General features: G+C 51.4%; 21 protein-coding genes and 3 tRNA genes. 7 read left to right on the top strand and 17 right to left on the bottom strand.

Features of this window, described 5'->3' with window-relative positions:
• Nucleotides 1–87: 87 nt before the first annotated feature.
• From Q4491_RS07505 to Q4491_RS07485, 5 genes are all read right to left on the bottom strand, one after another.
• Nucleotides 88–900 carry a nucleotidyl transferase AbiEii/AbiGii toxin family protein gene (locus tag Q4491_RS07505; RefSeq protein ID WP_303456097.1) on the bottom strand — a complete coding sequence of 271 codons (813 nt, stop codon included), beginning with the start codon at nucleotides 898–900 and terminating at the stop codon, nucleotides 88–90.
• Nucleotides 863–1,825, bottom strand: a complete 963-nt coding sequence (locus tag Q4491_RS07500; RefSeq protein ID WP_303456095.1) for a type IV toxin-antitoxin system AbiEi family antitoxin — start codon at nucleotides 1,823–1,825, stop codon at nucleotides 863–865. Before Q4491_RS07500 ends, Q4491_RS07505 begins: the two co-directional genes overlap by 38 nt.
• 286 nt (nucleotides 1,826–2,111) lie before the next feature.
• Nucleotides 2,112–2,198: transfer RNA gene (locus Q4491_RS07495), tRNA-Leu, on the bottom strand.
• A gap of 69 nt (nucleotides 2,199–2,267) precedes the next feature.
• A tRNA-Gly gene (locus tag Q4491_RS07490) sits at nucleotides 2,268–2,343 on the bottom strand.
• Nucleotides 2,344–2,346: 3 nt separating this feature from the next.
• A tRNA-Cys gene (locus Q4491_RS07485) sits at nucleotides 2,347–2,420 on the bottom strand.
• A 375-nt stretch (nucleotides 2,421–2,795) separates the two neighbouring features.
• On the opposite strand from Q4491_RS07485, the gene Q4491_RS07480 reads away from it, so the two are divergent.
• Nucleotides 2,796–3,548, top strand: coding sequence for a hypothetical protein (locus tag Q4491_RS07480; protein ID WP_303456093.1), 753 nt, complete (start codon nucleotides 2,796–2,798; stop codon nucleotides 3,546–3,548).
• Nucleotides 3,549–3,620: 72 nt separating this feature from the next.
• Here the strand turns inward: Q4491_RS07480 and Q4491_RS07475 are convergent, their stop codons facing one another.
• From Q4491_RS07475 to Q4491_RS07450, 6 genes are all read right to left on the bottom strand, one after another.
• Nucleotides 3,621–4,253 (bottom strand): bifunctional 4-hydroxy-2-oxoglutarate aldolase/2-dehydro-3-deoxy-phosphogluconate aldolase, encoded by a 633-nt coding sequence (locus Q4491_RS07475; protein ID WP_303456092.1) that lies wholly within the window; start codon nucleotides 4,251–4,253, stop codon nucleotides 3,621–3,623.
• A 14-nt stretch (nucleotides 4,254–4,267) separates the two neighbouring features.
• Nucleotides 4,268–5,188, bottom strand: coding sequence for a sugar kinase (locus Q4491_RS07470; RefSeq protein WP_192014895.1), 921 nt, complete (start codon nucleotides 5,186–5,188; stop codon nucleotides 4,268–4,270).
• 166 nt (nucleotides 5,189–5,354) lie between these two features.
• Nucleotides 5,355–6,845: a sodium:solute symporter family protein gene (locus tag Q4491_RS07465; RefSeq protein ID WP_192014894.1), complete on the bottom strand. Its 1,491-nt coding sequence runs from the start codon at nucleotides 6,843–6,845 to the stop codon at nucleotides 5,355–5,357.
• A 221-nt stretch (nucleotides 6,846–7,066) separates the two neighbouring features.
• Nucleotides 7,067–7,459, bottom strand: coding sequence for a RidA family protein (locus Q4491_RS07460; protein WP_192014893.1), 393 nt, complete (start codon nucleotides 7,457–7,459; stop codon nucleotides 7,067–7,069).
• A 43-nt stretch (nucleotides 7,460–7,502) separates the two neighbouring features.
• Nucleotides 7,503–8,942 carry an amidohydrolase family protein gene (locus Q4491_RS07455; protein ID WP_303456088.1) on the bottom strand — a complete coding sequence of 480 codons (1,440 nt, stop codon included), beginning with the start codon at nucleotides 8,940–8,942 and terminating at the stop codon, nucleotides 7,503–7,505.
• A gap of 61 nt (nucleotides 8,943–9,003) precedes the next feature.
• Nucleotides 9,004–9,867, bottom strand: coding sequence for a MurR/RpiR family transcriptional regulator (locus Q4491_RS07450; RefSeq protein WP_192014891.1), 864 nt, complete (start codon nucleotides 9,865–9,867; stop codon nucleotides 9,004–9,006).
• Nucleotides 9,868–10,036: 169 nt separating this feature from the next.
• Here Q4491_RS07450 and Q4491_RS07445 point away from each other — a divergent pair, with 169 nt between their 5' ends.
• Nucleotides 10,037–11,311, top strand: a complete 1,275-nt coding sequence (locus Q4491_RS07445; protein ID WP_192014890.1) for an amino acid deaminase — start codon at nucleotides 10,037–10,039, stop codon at nucleotides 11,309–11,311.
• Between the two features lie 139 nt (nucleotides 11,312–11,450).
• Here the strand turns inward: Q4491_RS07445 and Q4491_RS07440 are convergent, their stop codons facing one another.
• Nucleotides 11,451–12,362 carry a LysR family transcriptional regulator gene (locus tag Q4491_RS07440; RefSeq protein WP_303456085.1) on the bottom strand — a complete coding sequence of 304 codons (912 nt, stop codon included), beginning with the start codon at nucleotides 12,360–12,362 and terminating at the stop codon, nucleotides 11,451–11,453.
• 113 nt (nucleotides 12,363–12,475) lie between these two features.
• Here Q4491_RS07440 and Q4491_RS07435 point away from each other — a divergent pair, with 113 nt between their 5' ends.
• The 3 genes from Q4491_RS07435 to Q4491_RS07425 all read left to right on the top strand — a co-directional run bounded on the left by Q4491_RS07435 (nucleotide 12,476) and on the right by Q4491_RS07425 (nucleotide 14,212).
• Nucleotides 12,476–13,132 carry an alanine--tRNA ligase-related protein gene (locus Q4491_RS07435; RefSeq protein WP_192014888.1) on the top strand — a complete coding sequence of 219 codons (657 nt, stop codon included), beginning with the start codon at nucleotides 12,476–12,478 and terminating at the stop codon, nucleotides 13,130–13,132.
• Nucleotides 13,133–13,158: 26 nt separating this feature from the next.
• Nucleotides 13,159–13,794 (top strand): LysE family translocator, encoded by a 636-nt coding sequence (locus tag Q4491_RS07430; protein WP_303456083.1) that lies wholly within the window; start codon nucleotides 13,159–13,161, stop codon nucleotides 13,792–13,794.
• Nucleotides 13,795–14,011: 217 nt separating this feature from the next.
• Nucleotides 14,012–14,212, top strand: coding sequence for a hypothetical protein (locus tag Q4491_RS07425; RefSeq protein ID WP_027252583.1), 201 nt, complete (start codon nucleotides 14,012–14,014; stop codon nucleotides 14,210–14,212).
• Between the two features lie 72 nt (nucleotides 14,213–14,284).
• On the opposite strand, the gene Q4491_RS07420 is transcribed toward Q4491_RS07425, so the two are convergent.
• From Q4491_RS07420 to amrS, 5 genes are all read right to left on the bottom strand, one after another.
• Nucleotides 14,285–14,671 carry a VOC family protein gene (locus Q4491_RS07420; RefSeq protein ID WP_218384073.1) on the bottom strand — a complete coding sequence of 129 codons (387 nt, stop codon included), beginning with the start codon at nucleotides 14,669–14,671 and terminating at the stop codon, nucleotides 14,285–14,287.
• Nucleotides 14,671–15,360 carry an MOSC domain-containing protein gene (locus Q4491_RS07415; RefSeq protein ID WP_303456077.1) on the bottom strand — a complete coding sequence of 230 codons (690 nt, stop codon included), beginning with the start codon at nucleotides 15,358–15,360 and terminating at the stop codon, nucleotides 14,671–14,673. The genes Q4491_RS07420 and Q4491_RS07415 overlap by 1 nt, the downstream gene beginning before the upstream one ends.
• A complete protein-coding gene (locus Q4491_RS07410; RefSeq protein ID WP_303456075.1) occupies nucleotides 15,357–15,809 on the bottom strand; it encodes an OsmC family protein in 453 nt (150 codons plus the stop codon). The genes Q4491_RS07415 and Q4491_RS07410 overlap by 4 nt, the downstream gene beginning before the upstream one ends.
• A 61-nt stretch (nucleotides 15,810–15,870) precedes the next feature.
• Nucleotides 15,871–16,170 carry a glutaredoxin domain-containing protein gene (locus tag Q4491_RS07405; protein ID WP_192014885.1) on the bottom strand — a complete coding sequence of 100 codons (300 nt, stop codon included), beginning with the start codon at nucleotides 16,168–16,170 and terminating at the stop codon, nucleotides 15,871–15,873.
• A gap of 98 nt (nucleotides 16,171–16,268) precedes the next feature.
• A complete protein-coding gene (gene amrS, locus Q4491_RS07400) occupies nucleotides 16,269–17,474 on the bottom strand; it encodes an AmmeMemoRadiSam system radical SAM enzyme (RefSeq protein ID WP_303456072.1) in 1,206 nt (401 codons plus the stop codon).
• Between the two features lie 99 nt (nucleotides 17,475–17,573).
• Here amrS and amrB point away from each other — a divergent pair, with 99 nt between their 5' ends.
• Together amrB and amrA are read left to right on the top strand one after the other, a co-directional pair.
• Nucleotides 17,574–18,377, top strand: coding sequence for an AmmeMemoRadiSam system protein B (gene amrB / locus Q4491_RS07395; protein ID WP_218384075.1), 804 nt, complete (start codon nucleotides 17,574–17,576; stop codon nucleotides 18,375–18,377).
• Entirely contained in the window at nucleotides 18,331–18,945 is a 615-nt protein-coding gene (gene amrA / locus Q4491_RS07390) for an AmmeMemoRadiSam system protein A (protein ID WP_120510459.1), read from the top strand. Before amrB ends, amrA begins: the two co-directional genes overlap by 47 nt.
• Nucleotides 18,946–19,034: the final 89 nt, after the last annotated feature.

Below are 19,034 nucleotides of genomic sequence, written 5' to 3'. Positions count from 1 at the left end.
GCTTTATGATTATGTTCGAGGATAGACTCACTGAATACATGTAACCAAGGCAGTTACACAGAATTATTTACAGGGTCAATAAATTATCTATAACAAACCACGCCAAAAAGCTTTCAGCTCAATTTCTAATCCGTCTATATCGATTCCGTGATTACCTTTACTCATCGCTGTGATCAAGCCATCTTGATGGTTATCACGGATGTCTATAAGAATTTCCTTAGATTTCTCTTTCAAGATATCACGCATATCAAAGCCAAGCAGAAATGCTGTTACGAATTCGACTTTATATCCCAAATCACTTGGGATGTAGTCTTCCCACATCCGATCAATGTGGATAAGCTGATATTTACTGAGTAACAGATAAAAATCACTGGCATCTTTTGGGTTCTCATTACCCCGCTCCCACCAGGCTATCAATTTCATTAGTGCAATTCCTGGTAACGAGGCTACATGAAAAAGAAGATCATCGTATTTTACTTGAATAGAGGATTCATATGCTTCACTGAATCCAACGACCGACATTGTTTCAACATGTTTTGGTGGCCACTGTATGCGCCTTTCAGAATCTTCCAACGTACCAAAAGGCAGAATGTCTACAGGCAATCCTGATTGCGGTTCGGTAAGCCGATGTGCAATATCCGTTGCAATCAGGCCAGATGCAATTAGCTTTCCTCTCATTTCCTCATACTGAGACCAACTATCAACAAATATCGCTGTATCAATATCTCGTGTTGCCCGACCAGGTGTGTGACCAAAAATGCCGTGCAATACAATATCTCTGGCTGTAGCACCAGCAATAAAGTAAGGGACACTCAAAGCATCCGCTGCTTTAACGACAGTGGACAAAGCTTTTAAAAAATCATTATTGAGGGAGTACTTTAATTCGTAAATATCGTTCATTGATTAACTCCGCAACTTCTCGGTTTCTACCATCATGTGAAGCTAGCAAGTCTCCGATGGTTAACAACGCATGACCTTTCTCGCTTATCTCAAGCTCATTTCCCCAAAAAGGTTTAGTCACATACAGCATTGGTGAATCCTTCGTACCTAATGGATACCTTTGCATCGCTTCTGAGCTATATAACAACAACTCTTGAGGATTTAGGTACTCAGTAAGTTGCAAAGCCGCAACTTCTCCTCCCCATAACTGGCTATCTTTCAATGTGATTTCATTCCAACTTGAAGGCGGTGGATATGGAATGGTGACTCTCTTAGGAATAATCGTTTTTCTGTAACTAATTAGCCATTCATACAATAACTGGTCAACATCGAGCAAACGGCGTGACTTTTTGGCCTGTGGCATGTACCGGTTGTTTATTAAATACTGTATTGCCTTGTTGACCATGCCTAAAGAAACCCCTGCCTTTAACGCAATTTCCTGATACGTTGCGTACAAGAGGTTTGGTTCAGAGTACAGCGCAAATACACACTTTACGATTCCAATACTCATGGTATTGCTATGCGTTGATACCTCAGCTTTGTTACCTAGTCTCTCGATCAATACGTATAGATTATCTTGAACGATCCTTACGCTCCCACTGCCATCGATATAGTTAATACCTAACTTATCGCATTCGCCTTTGAGAAATTGAGACAAAGTATTGGTAATCAACATCCCCGTTTGAGCAGACTGTTCGGAGTAGGTATACAGTGACTCTTTACGATGTACCTGCTTGATCTTCACAGGAAAATATCGCGTATTATCACCAAATTTGAGTGTTAACGTGCCGTCTATGTCATCGTAAGAATATGCCGTGTACTGTGGTTCCCAACTTTCAGGAAGTCGCTTTAAAATTTGATCAATGGTGATTTCAACACTTTTCATAAACCTGACCACTTTCACGATTATCAAATATTTCATGATTCATGAAAATAACTATAATCGTGAAAATAAACCATGTAAAGCACTCAACTGCATTGGTGTGAGAATCGCTACCTATCTCAAACGAATTAACTTATTGGATGTTCATCAGCTAGCTTACAGCAGAGGTAAGCATTGCTGATAAGGAGCCCAAGCAGAAAGACTGATTTATATTCGGAAAAGATATTCGGAAAACATTCGGAAAAGAAAAACGGCTTACAAGCGTTAGCCTGTAAGCCGTTGATTTTGATGGTGCCCCGGGCCGGACTTGAACCGGCACAACGCGAACGTCGAGGGATTTTAAATCCCTTGTGTCTACCAATTTCACCACCAGGGCACGCAATTCTGGATTGCGATGGGTTAGACACCATCTTTAGTATCGGCAGCTTGCCGTTACTATAAAATTTGGAGCGACACACGAGGTTCGAACTCGTGACCTCAACCTTGGCAAGGTTGCGCTCTACCAACTGAGCTAGTGTCGCAAATGGAGGCGCGTCCCGGAGTCGAACCGAGGTACACGGATTTGCAATCCGCTGCATAGCCACTCTGCCAACGCGCCTTAAACTGATGAACCGATTCGGTTATCGTTTATTACCATGACCGCTTCGTCGTTAGCCTCCGTTGCGGTACGGGATGCATTCTACGCAATGGAGAGATCGAGTCAACTGCAAAATTCATCATTTTGAACTGAGTGATTATTTTGCGTTCAAAACCTGTCTTTCTTCTCGTTTTTTGCCCGTTACGGTATGAGCGTTTGTTGGGTTTTCAGCGCTATAAGAGGGAGTTAGCCCCCTCTGCTGATGAAAACAGCCACCCGACTTTTTTCAATTTACCGATTTTACTGCCACCCGCTCTTACACCATGTCACCTGGCCTCTTGTCATTTCCTTGCAAAAAGCAGAAAATAGCGACCTAGATCACATTCCGATATTGTTATGCGCCGTTTCATCCTTTGCCTTTTTCTTCTGATGGGTTCCTTGCTGGCAGGCTGCACGCCCAGCCTGCAGGATAGCGCTCATCTGCAGGTTCGCTTTCTGACTCAGTTGCCGCCTTCGCCAAGTCAGGCTGATCTTGATCATGTCACCCTGCCCAGCCGTGATGGCATCACCTTTTATTCTGCGCAAAATCCGAATGTGGAACGTCAGCCGTTTTCCTATATCACAGCCATTACTTCTGAAGTACGGGAATACAAAGATTCGGTGAACCTGCTGCCACAGGCGAATTATCCGGTATTGGCGAGCAACATTGATTTTGGGCTGAAGCAGAGTGAGACAGGTGTTTATGCCTATAACCGCTATAAAGGCCGGGCGGACGCGCTGATTCGCTGGTATGGCAATACGCAGGTGGCGTATCTGGCGTTAATCAATCCGTATCATGATCAAACTGACAGCTTGCAGGAACAGGATCTTGAGTTACTGCGCAACAGTGTCGACCGTCTGCAAATCAAAGGCATACATAATATCGTACTATTGAGCCAGTATCCGGCCAGTGCTTCACCGGCCTTGCTGCAAGCCATTCAGGGCGTGGATGTGGTCATCAGTACTGGCGAAAAGAGTCAGACACAATTGGCCAAAAACACTTGTATGGCCCAGTTCTCCCAGAGCCAGACAGATAACTTAGCCCTGGTGTTTGATACCAAAGGGCATCTGACACAGTGCCGCTTCGATTCATCAGGATCGGCAACATAACAAAAAATGCCACCCCGTTCACGGAGTGGCACACAGCTCAAACAAGAGTGAAAGTCGCAACTTAGTCGCAACTTAGTCGCAAACCAGCTCGACGGCTTCGCGCACCAGACGACCGATCTCATCCCAGTCGCCATTGTCGATCAGTGCCGGTGACACCATCCAGGTCCCGCCGCAACAAAGCACACGATCAACAGCCAGATAATCACGAACGTTCGCTTTGCTGATGCCGCCGGTTGGCATCAGGCTGACATCAACATAAGGTGCCAGCAGGGATTTCACCATGTTGATACCACCAGACGCTTCTGCCGGGAAGAATTTCAGAAAGTTCAGACCCAGCTCCAGCGCCTGTTCAATCTGGCTTGGGTTATTCACGCCCGGCACCACAGCAATGCCTTTTTCCTGACAATAGCGAACCGTGTTCGGGTTCAGGCCCGGTGCAACAATAAACTCTGCACCGGCAGCTTGTGCGCGATCAACCTGCTCGGCATTCAACACAGTGCCGGCACCAATACACAGCGACGGATACGCTTCATGCATCAGACGGATCGCTTCCGCCGCAGCGTCGGTACGGAAAGTCACTTCGGCGACAGGCAGGCCATTTTCAACCAGGGTTTTCGCCAGAGGAACGGCCTGTTCAACACTGTTGATCTGAATAACAGGAATGACTTTAAATTGTTTCAGTTTTTCAATCAGGGATTGAGACATTAACTTCTAGCTCCTTACATAATGTCTGTCATAGCTTCAGACGGAATAATCGCGCCTGGGTGTTGAATAACGATTGCGGCCAGTTGATGGCCCAGCTCAGCGGCAACACTGGCGGTTTGCCCGCTTAAGCGTCCCGCCAGGTATCCGGCAGCGAATGAGTCGCCGGCAGCACAGGTATCCACCACATTGCCGACCGGATTGGCCGCTACTTCGCAGGCTTCGGATTGATGGTTTTGCAAACCGGTCACCACCACGCAGGGTGCAGCGCCGCGTTTGATAACCACCTCATGGCAGCCCAGATCGCGGCACCGTTCGATCACGTCACTCTGGCCCCACACTTTGTGATCGTCGTCTTCTGTGATCAGAGCAATATCAACAAATGGCAGCACCTGTTTGTACCAGTATTGTGCCTGTTTCGCCGTCCACAGTTGCGGACGGAAGTTATTATCGAAGACGACTTTGCCACCGTTGGCTTTGTGCTTTTCCAGTAAGGTGATCAGAATGGCTTTGGCTTCTTCAGCCAGAATGGCCAGACTGATACCACTGATATAAAACACATCAAACTCTTTGTTTACAATTGACTTTTCCAATGGCGTCACGTCTGAGGCGAAATAAAACTTCGCCGCACTGTCATTGCGCCAGTAATGAAAATGACGCTCGCCATTAGGTTCGGTTTCAACCAGATACAAACCGGGTAACTTGTCTTCCAGACGTCGCACCAGCCGCGTATCTATATATTCTTCCTGCCAGGCAGACAACATATCCTGACTGATATTGTCTTTTCCGAGCGCTGTCGCATAGCTGACATCCAGTCGGCGGGAACGCCCTAAACGCGACAGATACAGCGCCGTATTTAAGGTGTCTCCCCCAAACGTACGACGCAGTGGCTGGCCGCTTAACTCGACCATACATTCACCAAAAAATGCGATTTTCACACTGGTACCCTTCAATGAGATTGAACACTAGAGCCAGCAAACCTTCTGCGTTGAGGACTGCTTACCGACACCAACAGCACAGGTTAACCGCTTCTAATTAAAGCCTAATTCATGATGCAGGCCTTGGTTCATCACAAAGACCTGCATTTTTACAAGTTTCAGCTAATTATTTCGCACAAGCTGCTTGAGTACCGATGTCCTTCTGAACAGTGTTTTCCATCGCTTCACGTTCTGCATCCAGAATGGCTTTCGCCTGAGCTGGCGTTACCTTGTTGGCAGGTGTGACCAGGCTGACGACAACACCGGCAGCCAGCGCGGTGATCACAGAAGGGATACAGGGGTTGCCCCAGTAAGCGCCCCACTCGGCATTCAGTATGATGGCAAAGGAGGCTGCCGATGCACCAGCCAGCGTCGCCAGCGCGCCCTGCCAGGTGTAACGTTGCCAGAAGCGTCCCAGCATGCCGCAGACAAACATGCCTGACATCACGGTGGAAATCATTTTGGTGATATAGCCGATAATGTCATTGGAGGTCAGGGCAAACAGCAGCGCCATGCCAATCACGATCACCAGCGACAGGCGTGAGTACAGCACCATTTTGTCTTTGGAAGGCACTTTGCCGGTGAACAGGATGAAGACATCGCGCAGCAAGATAGACACCCCGGCGATGGCATCCGAGCTGGCGCTGGACATAGTGGCTGACAGACCGGCAATCAGCACGACCATGCCAATACCGACTGGCAATACCGTTGCTGCAATGTACGGGAAGGCATAATTGGCGTTATTCAGCTCGGGATTGATCGCATGGGCTGACATACCAATGATGGCCGGAATGATAGAGAAAAACAGATACAGCACACCGGACATCACGAAAGAGCGCCGGATGGTAGACACATTCTTGCCGGAATAAATACGCTGGCGGAAGGACGGCGTGGCTAAGATACCCACACCCACCACAGTGGCCAGAGACAGTGCAGGCAGACCGCCCAGTTTATCAATACCCAACAGGCTGACAGCGGCAGGGTCCATGGCTGCGTACAGATTTTCCAACCCACCAATTTGATTGACTGACAGCACCGCCATCAGGATAAAACCGGCAAACAGAATGACGGCCTGAATGGTATCTGTCCACACCACAGCGGTATACCCACCTATCACCACATAAATTGTAAAGGCGGCAGCGATAATGATTTTGGCGGTGTTCAGGTCGATATCGGCTATCCAGGCCAGATACAGACCACCACCCAGAATATGGGCGCCGAGCCAGCCGATACAAGCGATGAAGATCAGCAATCCGACCACGTTTTTGACCGCTTTGTTAGCGCCCACGTAGTAAGCCAGTTCTTCGCTCATGGTCATGAAGTTCAGCTTACGCACCGGCGCAAACCACCAGGCGAGCAGCAGGATACCCAACGCACCGCCAATACCGTAAAGCGCACCGGCCCAGCCATTGTTATAGCCGAAACCCACAGCCCCCATACTGGAACCGGTACCGACCATAGTCGCCACTGTTGTCCCTAACATCAGGAATAAAGGGAGACCGCGTCCGCCCAGCAGGAAATCTTCACCCGATTTCTGCGAGCGGGACACAAACCATCCCAACCAGATCATAAACACCACATATGCACCGAATCCGGTGAGAAAGAGTGTACTGTTCATTCCATACCTCTTATAATCCGTCATTGCTTTTATTTGCTTGGGGATGAACCTGCTTGGTTATCCCATGTATTACTGAATTGAGCTTTCATTTCAGTAATTTGCTTTTTATGGGCTGGTGCATTGCCAGCCCTTTTTCTTTGTCTCTGTCTGATATATTCCAGCTCAGAGTGATTGTTTTTGCGATATTTCAGGCTTCAGCGTTTCCGATAAAGCTCAGCCAATTAACGGCGATCTTCACGGTAGCAAGTCACATCCACTTCGACTTTCACATCGACAACCAGATCGCACACCATGCAGATACGCGCCGGCGGATGCTCACCAAAAAACTCTTTGAAGACTTTATTGAAAGACTGGAAATAGCGTGAATCGGTCAGCACCACTTTCACATGCACCACATCTTCCAGGCCGTAACCGGCTTCAGCCATGATATCGACACAGTTCTGAATCGCCAGACGCGACTGATCAACAATGCCGCCTTCAACCACTTCGCCGTCTGTCATCGGCGTCTGCCCGGACACATACAAAAATCCGCCCGCCTGAGTTGCACGTGCAAAAGGCAAATGCTGACCGCCGGTTCCTGTTCCGCCTTCTACGCCATAACGAATAATCGCCATATTTCTTCTCCGATAATGTTCACTGCTAAAAATTCGGTGTGAGTCAGGATTGTTGTCTGGTCAGAAAACGACCATGACGTTGCGGGCTGACCCGGCCCTGCCGGTAACTTATCTGTCCGTTCACCATCACCAGCTCAATGCCTTCTGCGGCGGCAATCGGGTTTTCGAAACTGGCTGCATCCTTAATGGTGTCCGGGTTAAACAGCACCAGATCAGCATGCGCGCCTTGCGCAATCACGCCACGGTCTTGCAGGCCGAAACGCTTTGCCGACATGCCCGTCATTTTGTGTACCGCCTGCTCAAGAGAGAACAGCTTGCGCTCTCTGCTGTAATAACCCAGCACGCGGGGGAATGCGCCCCACAACCGCGGATGCGGGTGCGGATCATTGGGCAGACCGTCTGAACCCACCATGGTCAGGCGATACTTCAGTACACGCTCAACATCGGCTTCATCCATGCAGTGATACACGGCACCGGCAGGTTGCAGAGCTTTGGCCGCCTCCATCAGCGGCAGGCCCATGTCATTGGCAATGTCTTTAAGCATGGTGCCAGCGTATTGCGGGTGCTTTTCAGTCCAGGTGATAAAGATGTCGATGTCGTCTGTGACCTGATTCAGATCCAGAGTTGATGAACTGGCGGAATACGGATAGCAATCGCAGGCAACATCCTGGCGCTGAGCGGCCGATTCCATTCGCTCCAGCACTTCGACCGTCCGTCCCCAGTTGCCGGCACCGGCACATTTAAGATGAGAAATCACCACAGGCACTTTGGCGTGCTGGCCGGTACGAAACGCTTCATCCATGGCATCAAGGATCTGTTCAAACTCAGTACGCATGTGGGTGGTATAAATACCACCGAATGCCGCCAGTTCTTCCGCCAGCGCCATCACTTCCTGCGTTGGCGCCTGTTTAGCCGAAGCATAAGCCAGACCGGAGCTTAACCCTAACGCACCGTCTGCCATCGCCTGCTTTAACTGCGCTTTCATTGCAGAGATTTCCTGCTCGCTGGCAGCACGGTACAAGTCATCCATCACGTTATTACGCAAAGTGGTATGGCCGACCAGCGCCGCGACATTGACCGCCGGCTGCGCCTGACGAACGGCGTCTGCGTAAGCGGCAAATGTCGGGTACTTGAAGTCCTGTTGTTTGCCCAACAGGTTCATGGGATCGGGCGGATCCCCGGCCAGAGTCGCAGGAGAAGCACTGATACCACAGTTACCGACAATCACAGTGGTAACACCCTGGCTGATCTTCGGCTGGCAGTCGGGAAAACGAATGACATTAGTGTCGTCATGGGTATGGACATCAATGAAACCCGGAGACAGGGCCAGATGCTGACCATCAATGATCTGAGTTGCCTCACACCCAGCCAGATCACCAATGGCGGCAATGCGGCCATCCTTGATGGCCAGATCAGCCTGATACGCCTCAGCACCTGTGCCATCAACAATGGTGACATGGCGGAATACGGTCTCAAAATGCATGCGTTTTCCTTCTCTTTGTATGCTTGGATACCACCATGCCGGGATACATCAGGCTGGCGGGTTAATCTCCCAACGGCTGGCGATCATCGCCGCCCCTGTGGCTGTCTAACGCCAGTTTCAGCCGGCGCAACCTGTCGCGGGAGCGACGCTTCTGGCTCAGTGCCAGTTCAGTCGACAGCACATCAATCAGTGCCATCATGGCGTACCGCGAGGCCGAGGGCTTATAAATGAAGTCGGTTTCATCCGTGACCAGCGGCAGCACCACATCACTGACCTTTGCCAGCGGCGAATCCGGTGCAGTTATGGCGATCACCTTCAGCCCGTACTGCTTGGCAATAGACGCCGGTTCAACCACTTCAGCCGTATAACCTGTGACTGACAGCGCAACCATCACATCTTTGCTGTCGGCCGTTGAGGCCACCATCCTGGCTAACAGACCATCGTTGTAAGCACTGACGGCAAAGCCAATGCGGAACAAGCGAAACTGCAGCTCCTGAGACAGGATGGTAGAGCCGCCCCCCATCCCGATTGACAACACCTGACGGGCATTAAGCAGCATTTCAACGGCTCGGGCGACATCCGCCTCGTTCACTATTTTGCGGTTGATGTTGATGACGTTCTTAATCGACTCATACACCCCCTGGATCCCCGATTCATCCGGGCTCTCATGGATGAATCTCTGTCCTACCGCCAGTGACTGGGCCAACTTCATTTTCAGGTCGCGCACATTTTTACAGCCCACCGCTTTGGCAAAGCGGGTGATAGTGGCTTCACTGACGCCGGCTTCTTCAGCCAGCTCTGTGATGCTGGCAGACGCTGCACCACTTAAATCGTCCATCACCAGGCGGGCGACTTTTTTTTCTGCTTCTCTTAATTGAGGGAAGCACTCTGTAATTCTGGACACTATGTCCACTTCAATGGTCACGGCTGCCTTTCCTCTATGGGGTGAATACTAGTAAGACGGGCGGTAACAAACAGTGAGAAACCGCACAATTCATCTCGCATTGTTTGATAGTTTCTAACATAAGGCATACTATCAACACGCCACAAGTCATACGTGGCAAGGCCTAAAGGCTATGTTAGGAGAATAACCAATGCCTCAAGCAAACAAAAAGCATGTTAGTAAATACCAAGAATTCGATCACAAAAACTTTCCTGCAGGCACCAAAGGTGTGTGGGTAGATGAAAAAAGTGACGGTCAATACAGCCTGATTAACGAGGAAATCTGCCTTCCTGCTGCCGTGATCCGGAAATCGGCTATCCACAATAACCTGAACTGGATGCAGCAGTTCGCCAATCATCATCAGGTGAAATTGTCGCCGCACGGTAAAACCACAATGACACCGGCGCTGTTTTCAGAGCAGCTGGAAGCCGGTGCCTGGGGAATTACTGTAGCCACTCCCGCTCAGGCCGAGACAGCGGCAATGGCGGGCGCCAGACATATTCTGATGGCCAATCAGTTAGTCGGCAAAGCCAACATGGCACTGATTGCCCGGCTGATGCGCCAGCACGGCGCACAATTCTATTGCTGTGTCGACTCCTGTGAAAACGCCGCTCAGCTGAGCCACTTCTTTTCAGATGCGTCTCTCACGCTGAATGTGCTGATTGAATACGGTGTTCCTGGCGGGCGGTGCGGGTGCCGTAATCACGAAGAAGTGGAGACACTGGCTGGCTTCATTCAAGCCGCCAAAGGTCTGACTTTGCACGGGCTGGAGGTTTACGAAGGTGTAATCCACGGCGCGGATGCTGAAGATAAGATCCGGTTATTTCTGCGCGATGCCGTGATGCTGGTCGAGCAACTGGCCGAGAAAAAACTGATCACAGTCGACAGCCCGATTGTCACAGGGGCAGGTTCTGCCTGGTACGACATTGTGGCAGATGAGTTTTCATGCCATCCGCACTTAAATGCCATCATACGTCCGGGTTGTTATCTGATCCACGACACAGGCATTTATCAGGATGCTCAGCAGCAGGTCATGTCCCGGGCGAAACACAATCAGGGCTACGCCTGTGAACTGGGCGGCGATCTGGAGTCTGCCCTTGAACTGTGGGCCTATGTATTGTCTGTGCCTGAAGCCTGCAAAGCCGTGATCGGCATGGGTAAACGGGATGTGGCTTTTGATGCCGGGCTGCCCCTTGTCGAGCGCGGATTCCGCGACGGCCAGCCGCTGAATGTGCAGGGACTGGAAGCCACCGCGATCATGGATCAGCATACCTTTGTTAATGTGCCGGCCGATTGCGATCTGAAAGTCGGAGATATTCTGGTGTTCTCGACCTCACACCCCTGCCTGACCTTCGACAAATGGCGTTATATCTGTGTGGCTGACGACACAGATTGCGTCACTCACTTAGTCGATACCCGCTTCTGATTTCTGTTTCTTATGCCTGCCTCAGGTTATAACGCCGCAGCCATCCTCAGGATGGCTGTTTTTACGTCACACCTGCGCCGATGCCATGCTGTGTCGATGCCATGTCTGTATCGAAAATAGAAGACGCGTCAGCAAGCACTCACCTGCCTAGCTTACCCACAATATAGTCGGCAAACAGGCTGACTTTGGCCGGAATATGGCGCGTTGCCGGGTACAGCATCCACAAATCGCCTGTGTAAGCGGTTTCAAATTCCCAGTCCGGCAAGACCTGTATGATGCTGCCATTGGCGATACCAGCTTCTGCCACAAACACCGGCAGACTGGCTATGCCTATACCCTGCTCCGCCGCTTCCAGCCGCACACGGGAATGGTTAGCCCGGTAGCGGCCGGTAACAGGCACGGTCAAGCGGCTTTCGCCCTGCCTGAAGCGCCATTTTGAGTCTGCATCGTTTTCGCCCAGCGAAATACAGCTGTGCTGCGCCAGCGTTTTGGGGTGGGTCGGCGTCCCTCTGCGACTGAGATATTCCGGAGACGCGCAAAGCACATGATCAATCGGCATCAGGCTGCGCCCTATCAGTCCCTGTGGCGGCTGGCGGGTTATTCTGAACAGGATATCAATCTCCTGCTCAATCAGATCCAGCGCCTGATCATCCAGCACCAGATGCACATCTATGTCCGGATACAGACTGAGAAATTCCGCGACATAAGGATGAATCAGCGAATGCGCAACGGCTTTGGGCGCGGCCACTTTCACCACACCGCGGGCAGAGCTGTCCTGGCTTTCGCAAAGTGCTAACACCTCTCTTGCGGTGTCATCCAGTTGCAAACAACGCTCGTACACTGTCCGGCCGGTTTCACTCAACCGCAGTTTGCGTGTGGTGCGCTGCAACAAGCACACCCCCAGTTGCTGCTCCAGCTGCTTGATGGAGCGACTGACCGCAGAAGGCGACACGCCCAGCAACCTGGCGGACTCGGAAAAGCTGCCGGTTTTCACCACAGACACAAAAATCGCCATATCCTGCATTAAGCCAATGTGTTTGTTACCGCTCATGCCGCCTCTGATTAATGCGCTCTGCGCAAAAGTTATTTGAATTGATGATGGATTATCATGTAGTACAGCCACTATTACAATGGATGACAGACAAGCGGACAGGGAAGCACAACATGACAACACAAGCCTTATACCTGGATTCACATGCCCTTCACTGTGAGGCCGAGTTACTCGCCTGCTATCAGGAAGGCGAACACTGGATTGCCGTACTGGACAAAACCGTCTTTCATCCGCAAGGCGGTGGCCAGCCCGGCGACACAGGCCGCATTACCACCCATTGCGGTGAACGGGCGCAGGTACTGCACACCAAAAAAGCAGATGACATTATCCAGCATGTGATCAGCCAGCCGCTGCCAACCGGCACAGTCACTATTGCTATGGATAAAGAACCCAGAAATACCCACAGCATACTGCACAGTCTGGGTCACCTGATTGGCAATATCGGGCAGCAAAATGGCTGGCAGCCCGAAAAAGCACACCACTGGCCTAACGAGTGCCGGGTCGAATTCTCGCCCCGTGATCATGTGGTCGAGCTGGACGAACACACCCTATTACAGCACCTGACCCGCCTGATTGCGGCCGATCTGCCCATGCGCTCGCACACAAAACCGGATGGTACACGTTGGGTTGCCTTCGGTGATCTGATGGCATGGCCCTGCGGCGGCACCCATGTCGCGACCACCAGCGAGATCCCGGCGAATATCCAGGTTTCAACCAAGCTGAAAAAAGGTAAGCTTCAGGTTCGCTATCAGATTGCTGATAGGGGCTGAGTCTAACAAGCATAAGGATATTGCTGATGTTAAGTGAATACTGGCCTGAATTTATTTCTCTGGCGCTGATCCATTTTATGGCCGTTGTCGCCCCCGGTCCCGATTTTGTCATGACAGTACGCCAGAGCCTCAGGTTTGGCCGCCGACACGGTATAGTGACCGCCTTCGGCATTGGCGCGGGGCTTTCCGTTCACGTGCTCTATACCTTGCTTGGCGTCAGCGCCATTATGCACACCTCAGAGTGGCTATTGATCGCCGCCAAACTGCTGGGCGCCGCGTACCTTGTGTATCTCGGTGTGCAATTATGCCGCAGCAAACCGGCCACCAGTGACGCCCCGGCAGTCGATGCAACACCAGAATCCGGCCATCAGACCCTGCGTCGCGCGTTTGGCATAGGTTTTCTGACCAATGCCACCAACCCGAAAGCCACGCTGTTTTTTCTGGCCATTATCACCAATGTGGTCAGCCTGGATACGCCACTGACTATTCAGATTTTCTATGGTGTCTGGATGTGTGCCATTACCGCCTTGTGGTTTGTTCTGGTCAGCCTGTTGTTTTCCGCCGAAAAAGCCCGGCTGTGGTTTCACCGCCAGATGCACATCATTGAGCGCACTTTAGGCGTGGTCCTGATTGCCTTCGCGGCAAGACTGGCCTTCGTGTGAAAAGCGGCAGACAAACAATCCCTTAGTATTTAACCCCTGATTACATCCTCCGGGATTACACTCGCGGTCAGAAGGTGTATCATTCGCCCCGAAATAACGACCAATCCGGCTAATATGCCGGTTGGTATTAGACGTGCAGTTCGTCCGTTACTGGCTGTCAGCCGGGAAGGCCAACAACAAGCATGCATACACCTTGGGCTCATAAAAGAGGATTGATATGGCGTTTATTGATTTCGTCCAGGCAGGTCTGTTCAGTCTGGGCGTGCTGGCCGTTGCTCTGGCGGGAGGCTGTTTATTCAGCATGCTGACCGTTCAAAAAGAAGAAGTAGATTGTATCGTTGAAAAGCGCGTCGAATACGGCGTTTTTGGCGGGGCTTGTATTATTTTTGCCAGCCTGATTGGCTACGCCCTGTCGTAATCATCTGCAAACTGCGTGACAAGACAACGGGCTACCTGCGTAGCCCGTGCTTAATGACTGAAAAACGCCCCTTCATTCGCCTTGATACAGCTCTAGCGGCAAACCATCCGGATCACTGAAAAACGTAAAGGCTTTTCCTGTCAGTTCGTCAATACGAACCGGTTCAGTCGCAATGCCCTGCTCATTGAGCCATAGTGCCACAGCCTCTACCGATTCAACGGCAAACGCAAGGTGCCTGAGCCCCTGAGCTTCAGGATAACTCGGCCTGGGCGGAGCGTCGGGAAAAGAGAACAGCTCAATCTGACTGCCGTCCGGCAGGGCTAAGTCGAGCTTCCAGGACTGACGGGCTTCACGGTAATGTTCAGAGACGATATCCAGCCCGAGCAGATCAACGTAAAACGCTTTCGATCTGGCATAGTCAGAACAGATGATCGCTGTATGATGGATCCCTTTCAACATCAGCCCGCTCCGTTGAGGCGGAAATGCCAGTTTTCAAGCTCACCGGTATTCAGGCGTTTCTCAACCGTGTTGCGCCAGCTGACCGACAACGCCTCACACTCTAGCAGCATGCGCAGTTTGTCCAGATTCATCGGGTCATTAAAATACCAATCCAGCACGCGTTTCACCGTGAACCTGTCTTCTCCTTGCTTGATCAGCACCAAAGGTTCATCGCTGCTGACATATCCCGGTGTGATCACCCGGTACAGCCAGCCGCAACGTCCTGTCTGCTGCATAACTTCAGAGAACTCCGGCAATTCCCAGCGACGGCTAAGCTTAAAGCAAGGAGAGCGGGGCTGGCTGATTTCTATCACCGCCTCGCCCCACTGATAGCGATCACCCAGCCGCACATTCTCTTCCGTCATTCCCTGGGTGCTGATGTTCTCTCCCACCCCGGGCGCCGGCCAGTCACGGTCCGGGAACTGCTGCTGCCAGAACGCATAATGTTCCAGCGGATACTGATGCAGCGCTCTTTCTGTGCCGCCATGAAATTTGGGCTCTGCGCATTCATCCCCGTCCAGTCCGGTTGCTGAGAGGTACAGTTTGCCGCTGACCGCCTGCTTGGCCATTGCGGTCCTGATGCCGTATCTCTGCGCCACTTTACCGCTGTACAGGCCTGCCAGTGATATGGCCGTATCGAGCTGAATCAATGACTGAACTCCTTTCCATTCAGCCGGATTGTGGTATTCAGGCTGTTAGCAATAAAACAGTTGTCGTGCGCTTTCTGGTGCATTTTTTTCAGCACCTCAGGTGATACCTCTGCGCCATCCACAAATGTGATGACAGGATTGAGATCGATAGCGGCCACTTTGGTTTTTCCGGCGTCGTTCTTACCCAGTTCAGCCGTGACATTATCCTGATAGCTGGCAACCGGCAATCGTTTGAGGTGAGCAATGGCCAGGAAAGTCAGCATGTGGCAGGAAGACAAAGCCGCCATCAGGCCTTCTTCCGGGTTAACTTTATCGGCACTGCCTTTGAAATCCGGCGCCGACGAAGCATTGAGAGATTGCCCGCTGCCAAACTGGATCTGATGATCCCGGCTGAATTCTTCACCCGGCTGACTGTTACCCTGCCAGGCGACTTTGACGTTAAAACTCATACCGACCTCCTACTGAATGGTTAATCAATAAAGAAAAGGCCCCCAACGGGAGCCTTACCTATCACAATTCGAAATCACCAAGCGCATCGGCTTCAACCTGCCGCTCTAAAAAAGCGACCAGATCATCGTGACCCCCGATATATTTACCGTCCAGGATGATTTGCGGCACAGTGCGTACTGTGGTATTCGCCACTTGCTCGATAAAAGCAATCATCTCGGTTTTTTCCAAATTCTGCCCCAGTACCAGGGTTGTGTAGTCAGTACCGCGATCATCCAGGATAGCTTTTGCTCTCACACAGTAAGGACAGTTTGGTTGGGTAATGACCAGATTCTGAAACTGGTGTAATTCTTCAATAGTCATGCGGACGTTCTCTGTTTGGTACCGGGAAAAACGGTAAGATAATGCAAAGCGGCACAGGAGTAAAATCTCACTGCCCGGCTTGCTGGTTTTATCCGCTTTCAGGCACGAATTTGGATTGGAATCCTTCTGCGACCAAAGCTGCCATGGTAAGCCGTAAACCGTCCTGCCAGATGAAAACCGCAATGCTGGCAGCAGCCGTTCTCGGTCAGGGAGTAATCGCCCAGAGCATACCAGTTGCGTGAAATCACCCGCTGTCCGCAACCCGGGCAATAGGTGCTGTCACCAGCCTGATCGAAAATATTACCGACATAGACATAATGAAGACCAGCCTCCAGCGCAATCCGTCTGGCCTGCAGGACAGTGGCAGGCGGTGTCGGCGGCGTATCCATCATTTTAAAATCAGGATGAAAGGCGCTGAAGTGTAAAGGCACATCCGGGCCAAGGTTGTCCATCAGCCAGCGGGACATCGCTGCAATTTCGGCCGGGCTGTCATTCTCGCCCGGAATCAGCAAAGTGGTGATTTCAAACCACACACGGGTTTCGTGGCGAAGGTATAACAGAGTATCGAGCACAGGGGCCAGATGGCCGCTACAGATTTTATGATAAAAGTGCTCAGTGAAGGCTTTCAGATCGATATTCGCGGCATCCATCTGGCGGTAGAACGCCTGCCGGGGGGCATCGCAAATATAGCCCGCACTCACCGCCACGCTGTGGATACCATGAGCATGGCAGGCTTGCGCGCAATCCATGGCGTACTCCATGAAAATAACAGGATCGTTGTAGGTGAAGGCTATAGAATCACAGCCGTACGCCTTGGCCGCCCGGGCAATCTGCTCCGGCATGGCCGTTGCGCCTAAAGTATCGATTTCACGCGATTTGCTGATGCTCCAGTTCTGACAAAATTTACAGCCCAGATTGCAGCCCGCCGTACCGAACGACAACACTGAGCTGCCGGGATAGAAATGATTCAGCGGCTTTTTCTCAATAGGATCGATACAAAAACCGCTCGAACGCCCATAACTGGTCAGCACTATCTGACCATGTTCCGCCATGCGTACAAAGCAGGCGCCGCGCTTACCCTCGCGCAACCGGCAGTGCCGCGGGCAAACGTCACACACCACACGGCCATCATCCAGCTGATGCCAGAATTCGGTTGGCCAGCTTTCAGCTGAGCCGTTTCCTTTTACAATCTGCACTGTCGGTACCGGGGTTCGTTGTGCCATGGCGGTGATTTCTGTCCGGTTGGGTTGCTGACAATGGTCCGGTAGCTGTTCTGGTAACAGTTCTGGTAACAGTCCGGTCATTATTCCTTCCTATACTTAACTATAGTTGGTGGCGCTCTGTTCTTGCCTGCAAGCAGTGCGTCGCCTTGTTGCAGTAATTACCAAGACAAAGGCCAGACAATGACCATTCGCGCTCCCGCCGTGGCTGGACGGTTTTATCAGGCTTCACCGCTCGGGCTAAGAAAACAGATTCAGCAATGGTTTGCTGAACCCTGTGACGCTGAGCTGATGCCAAGGGCGCTGATCGTACCGCACGCGGGCTATATGTTCTCCGGAAAAGTGGCGGCCAGTGCTTTTCGCTGGCTGAAAAAAACGCACAGCCCGTATCGCAAAGTCATTTTGATTGGCCCCAGTCATCATTATGCGTTTGACGGTTGTGCCCTGCCTGCTGACCAGTATTTCGCCACACCGTTAGGTGAAGTCAAAATCGACTTACAAGGTGTTGAAAAGCTGTCGCATTTGAATGATATTGAGTTATCAGATCACATACACGAACTGGAGCATTGCCTGGAAGTACAGCTACCCTTCCTGCAAAGCTGCCTTTCTGCGTTTACCCTGCTGCCTATTCTGACCAGCCGCATTGCACCATCCCGGCTGGCACAGATTATCGATCCCCTGTGGCAGGACGACACCCTGCTGGTGATCAGCAGTGATCTGAGCCATTACCACCCCTATGCAGATGCACAGGATATCGATCATCGCACACTGAAAGTGATCGAAACGTTCGATCCCAGTCTGACACCGCAACAAGCCTGCGGCTCGACCGGGATCAACACCTTGTTATTACTGGCGAAGCAAAGAGGCTATTTCTTAACACAAATAGAATACAAAAACTCCGGCGATACAGAAGCCGGAGATAAGGAGAGAGTCGTTGGATATGTCAGTTACCTCGTGTCCGCCACCACCAAAACCGGCCCTGAATAAAGGGGAAATGACCCAACTGCTGGATATTGCCAGAGAGGCCATTCGCAGCCATTTCTCTGAAGCACTGCCGCGACCACCACAACTGGATTTATACAACCGCAAATTGCTCGCCAATGGCGCATGTTTTGTCACCCTGGAAGTCGACGGCGAACTGCAGGGCTGCCTGGGGACAGTGACCGCCAATGAGCCTCTGGTACTTGAAGTGCATAATAAAGCCAGAGACAGCGCCTATCAGGACAGACGCTTCATGCCGCTGACCGAAGAGCAGCTCAGCAGCCTGACCATAGAGATTTCTGTGCTTTCCGATCCTAAACTGCTGCAGGTCGATTCCGAAGAAGCGCTCATCGCCTATCTTGAAGAGCACAAAGTGGGGGTGATCCTGACCGAGCACCATTCGCAGGCGGTCTTTTTACCCCAGGTATGGGATAAACTGGCCTCACCGGCTGCCTTTATCAAAGCACTGAAGCAAAAAGCAGGCTGGCCGATCAACCACTGGTCACCCAATGTCAGAGTGAAAACCTTCACCACGACACAAATCAAAGGGAAGTATTTTTCCCAGTTCGTATAAACGGCCCTTGCCAAACGGATACCACGCCCGATGCTGACACATACCAGCATCGGGTTTATCTGGAACTGATTTACCTGGCAATATTTTAC

This window comes from Photobacterium sp. 2_MG-2023, from assembly GCF_030547675.1.
Taxonomy (GTDB): Bacteria; Pseudomonadota; Gammaproteobacteria; order Enterobacterales; family Vibrionaceae; genus Photobacterium; species Photobacterium arenosum.
The sequence above is the reverse complement of the archived record's forward strand: the minus strand, read 5'-3'. Positions and strand labels throughout refer to the sequence as shown.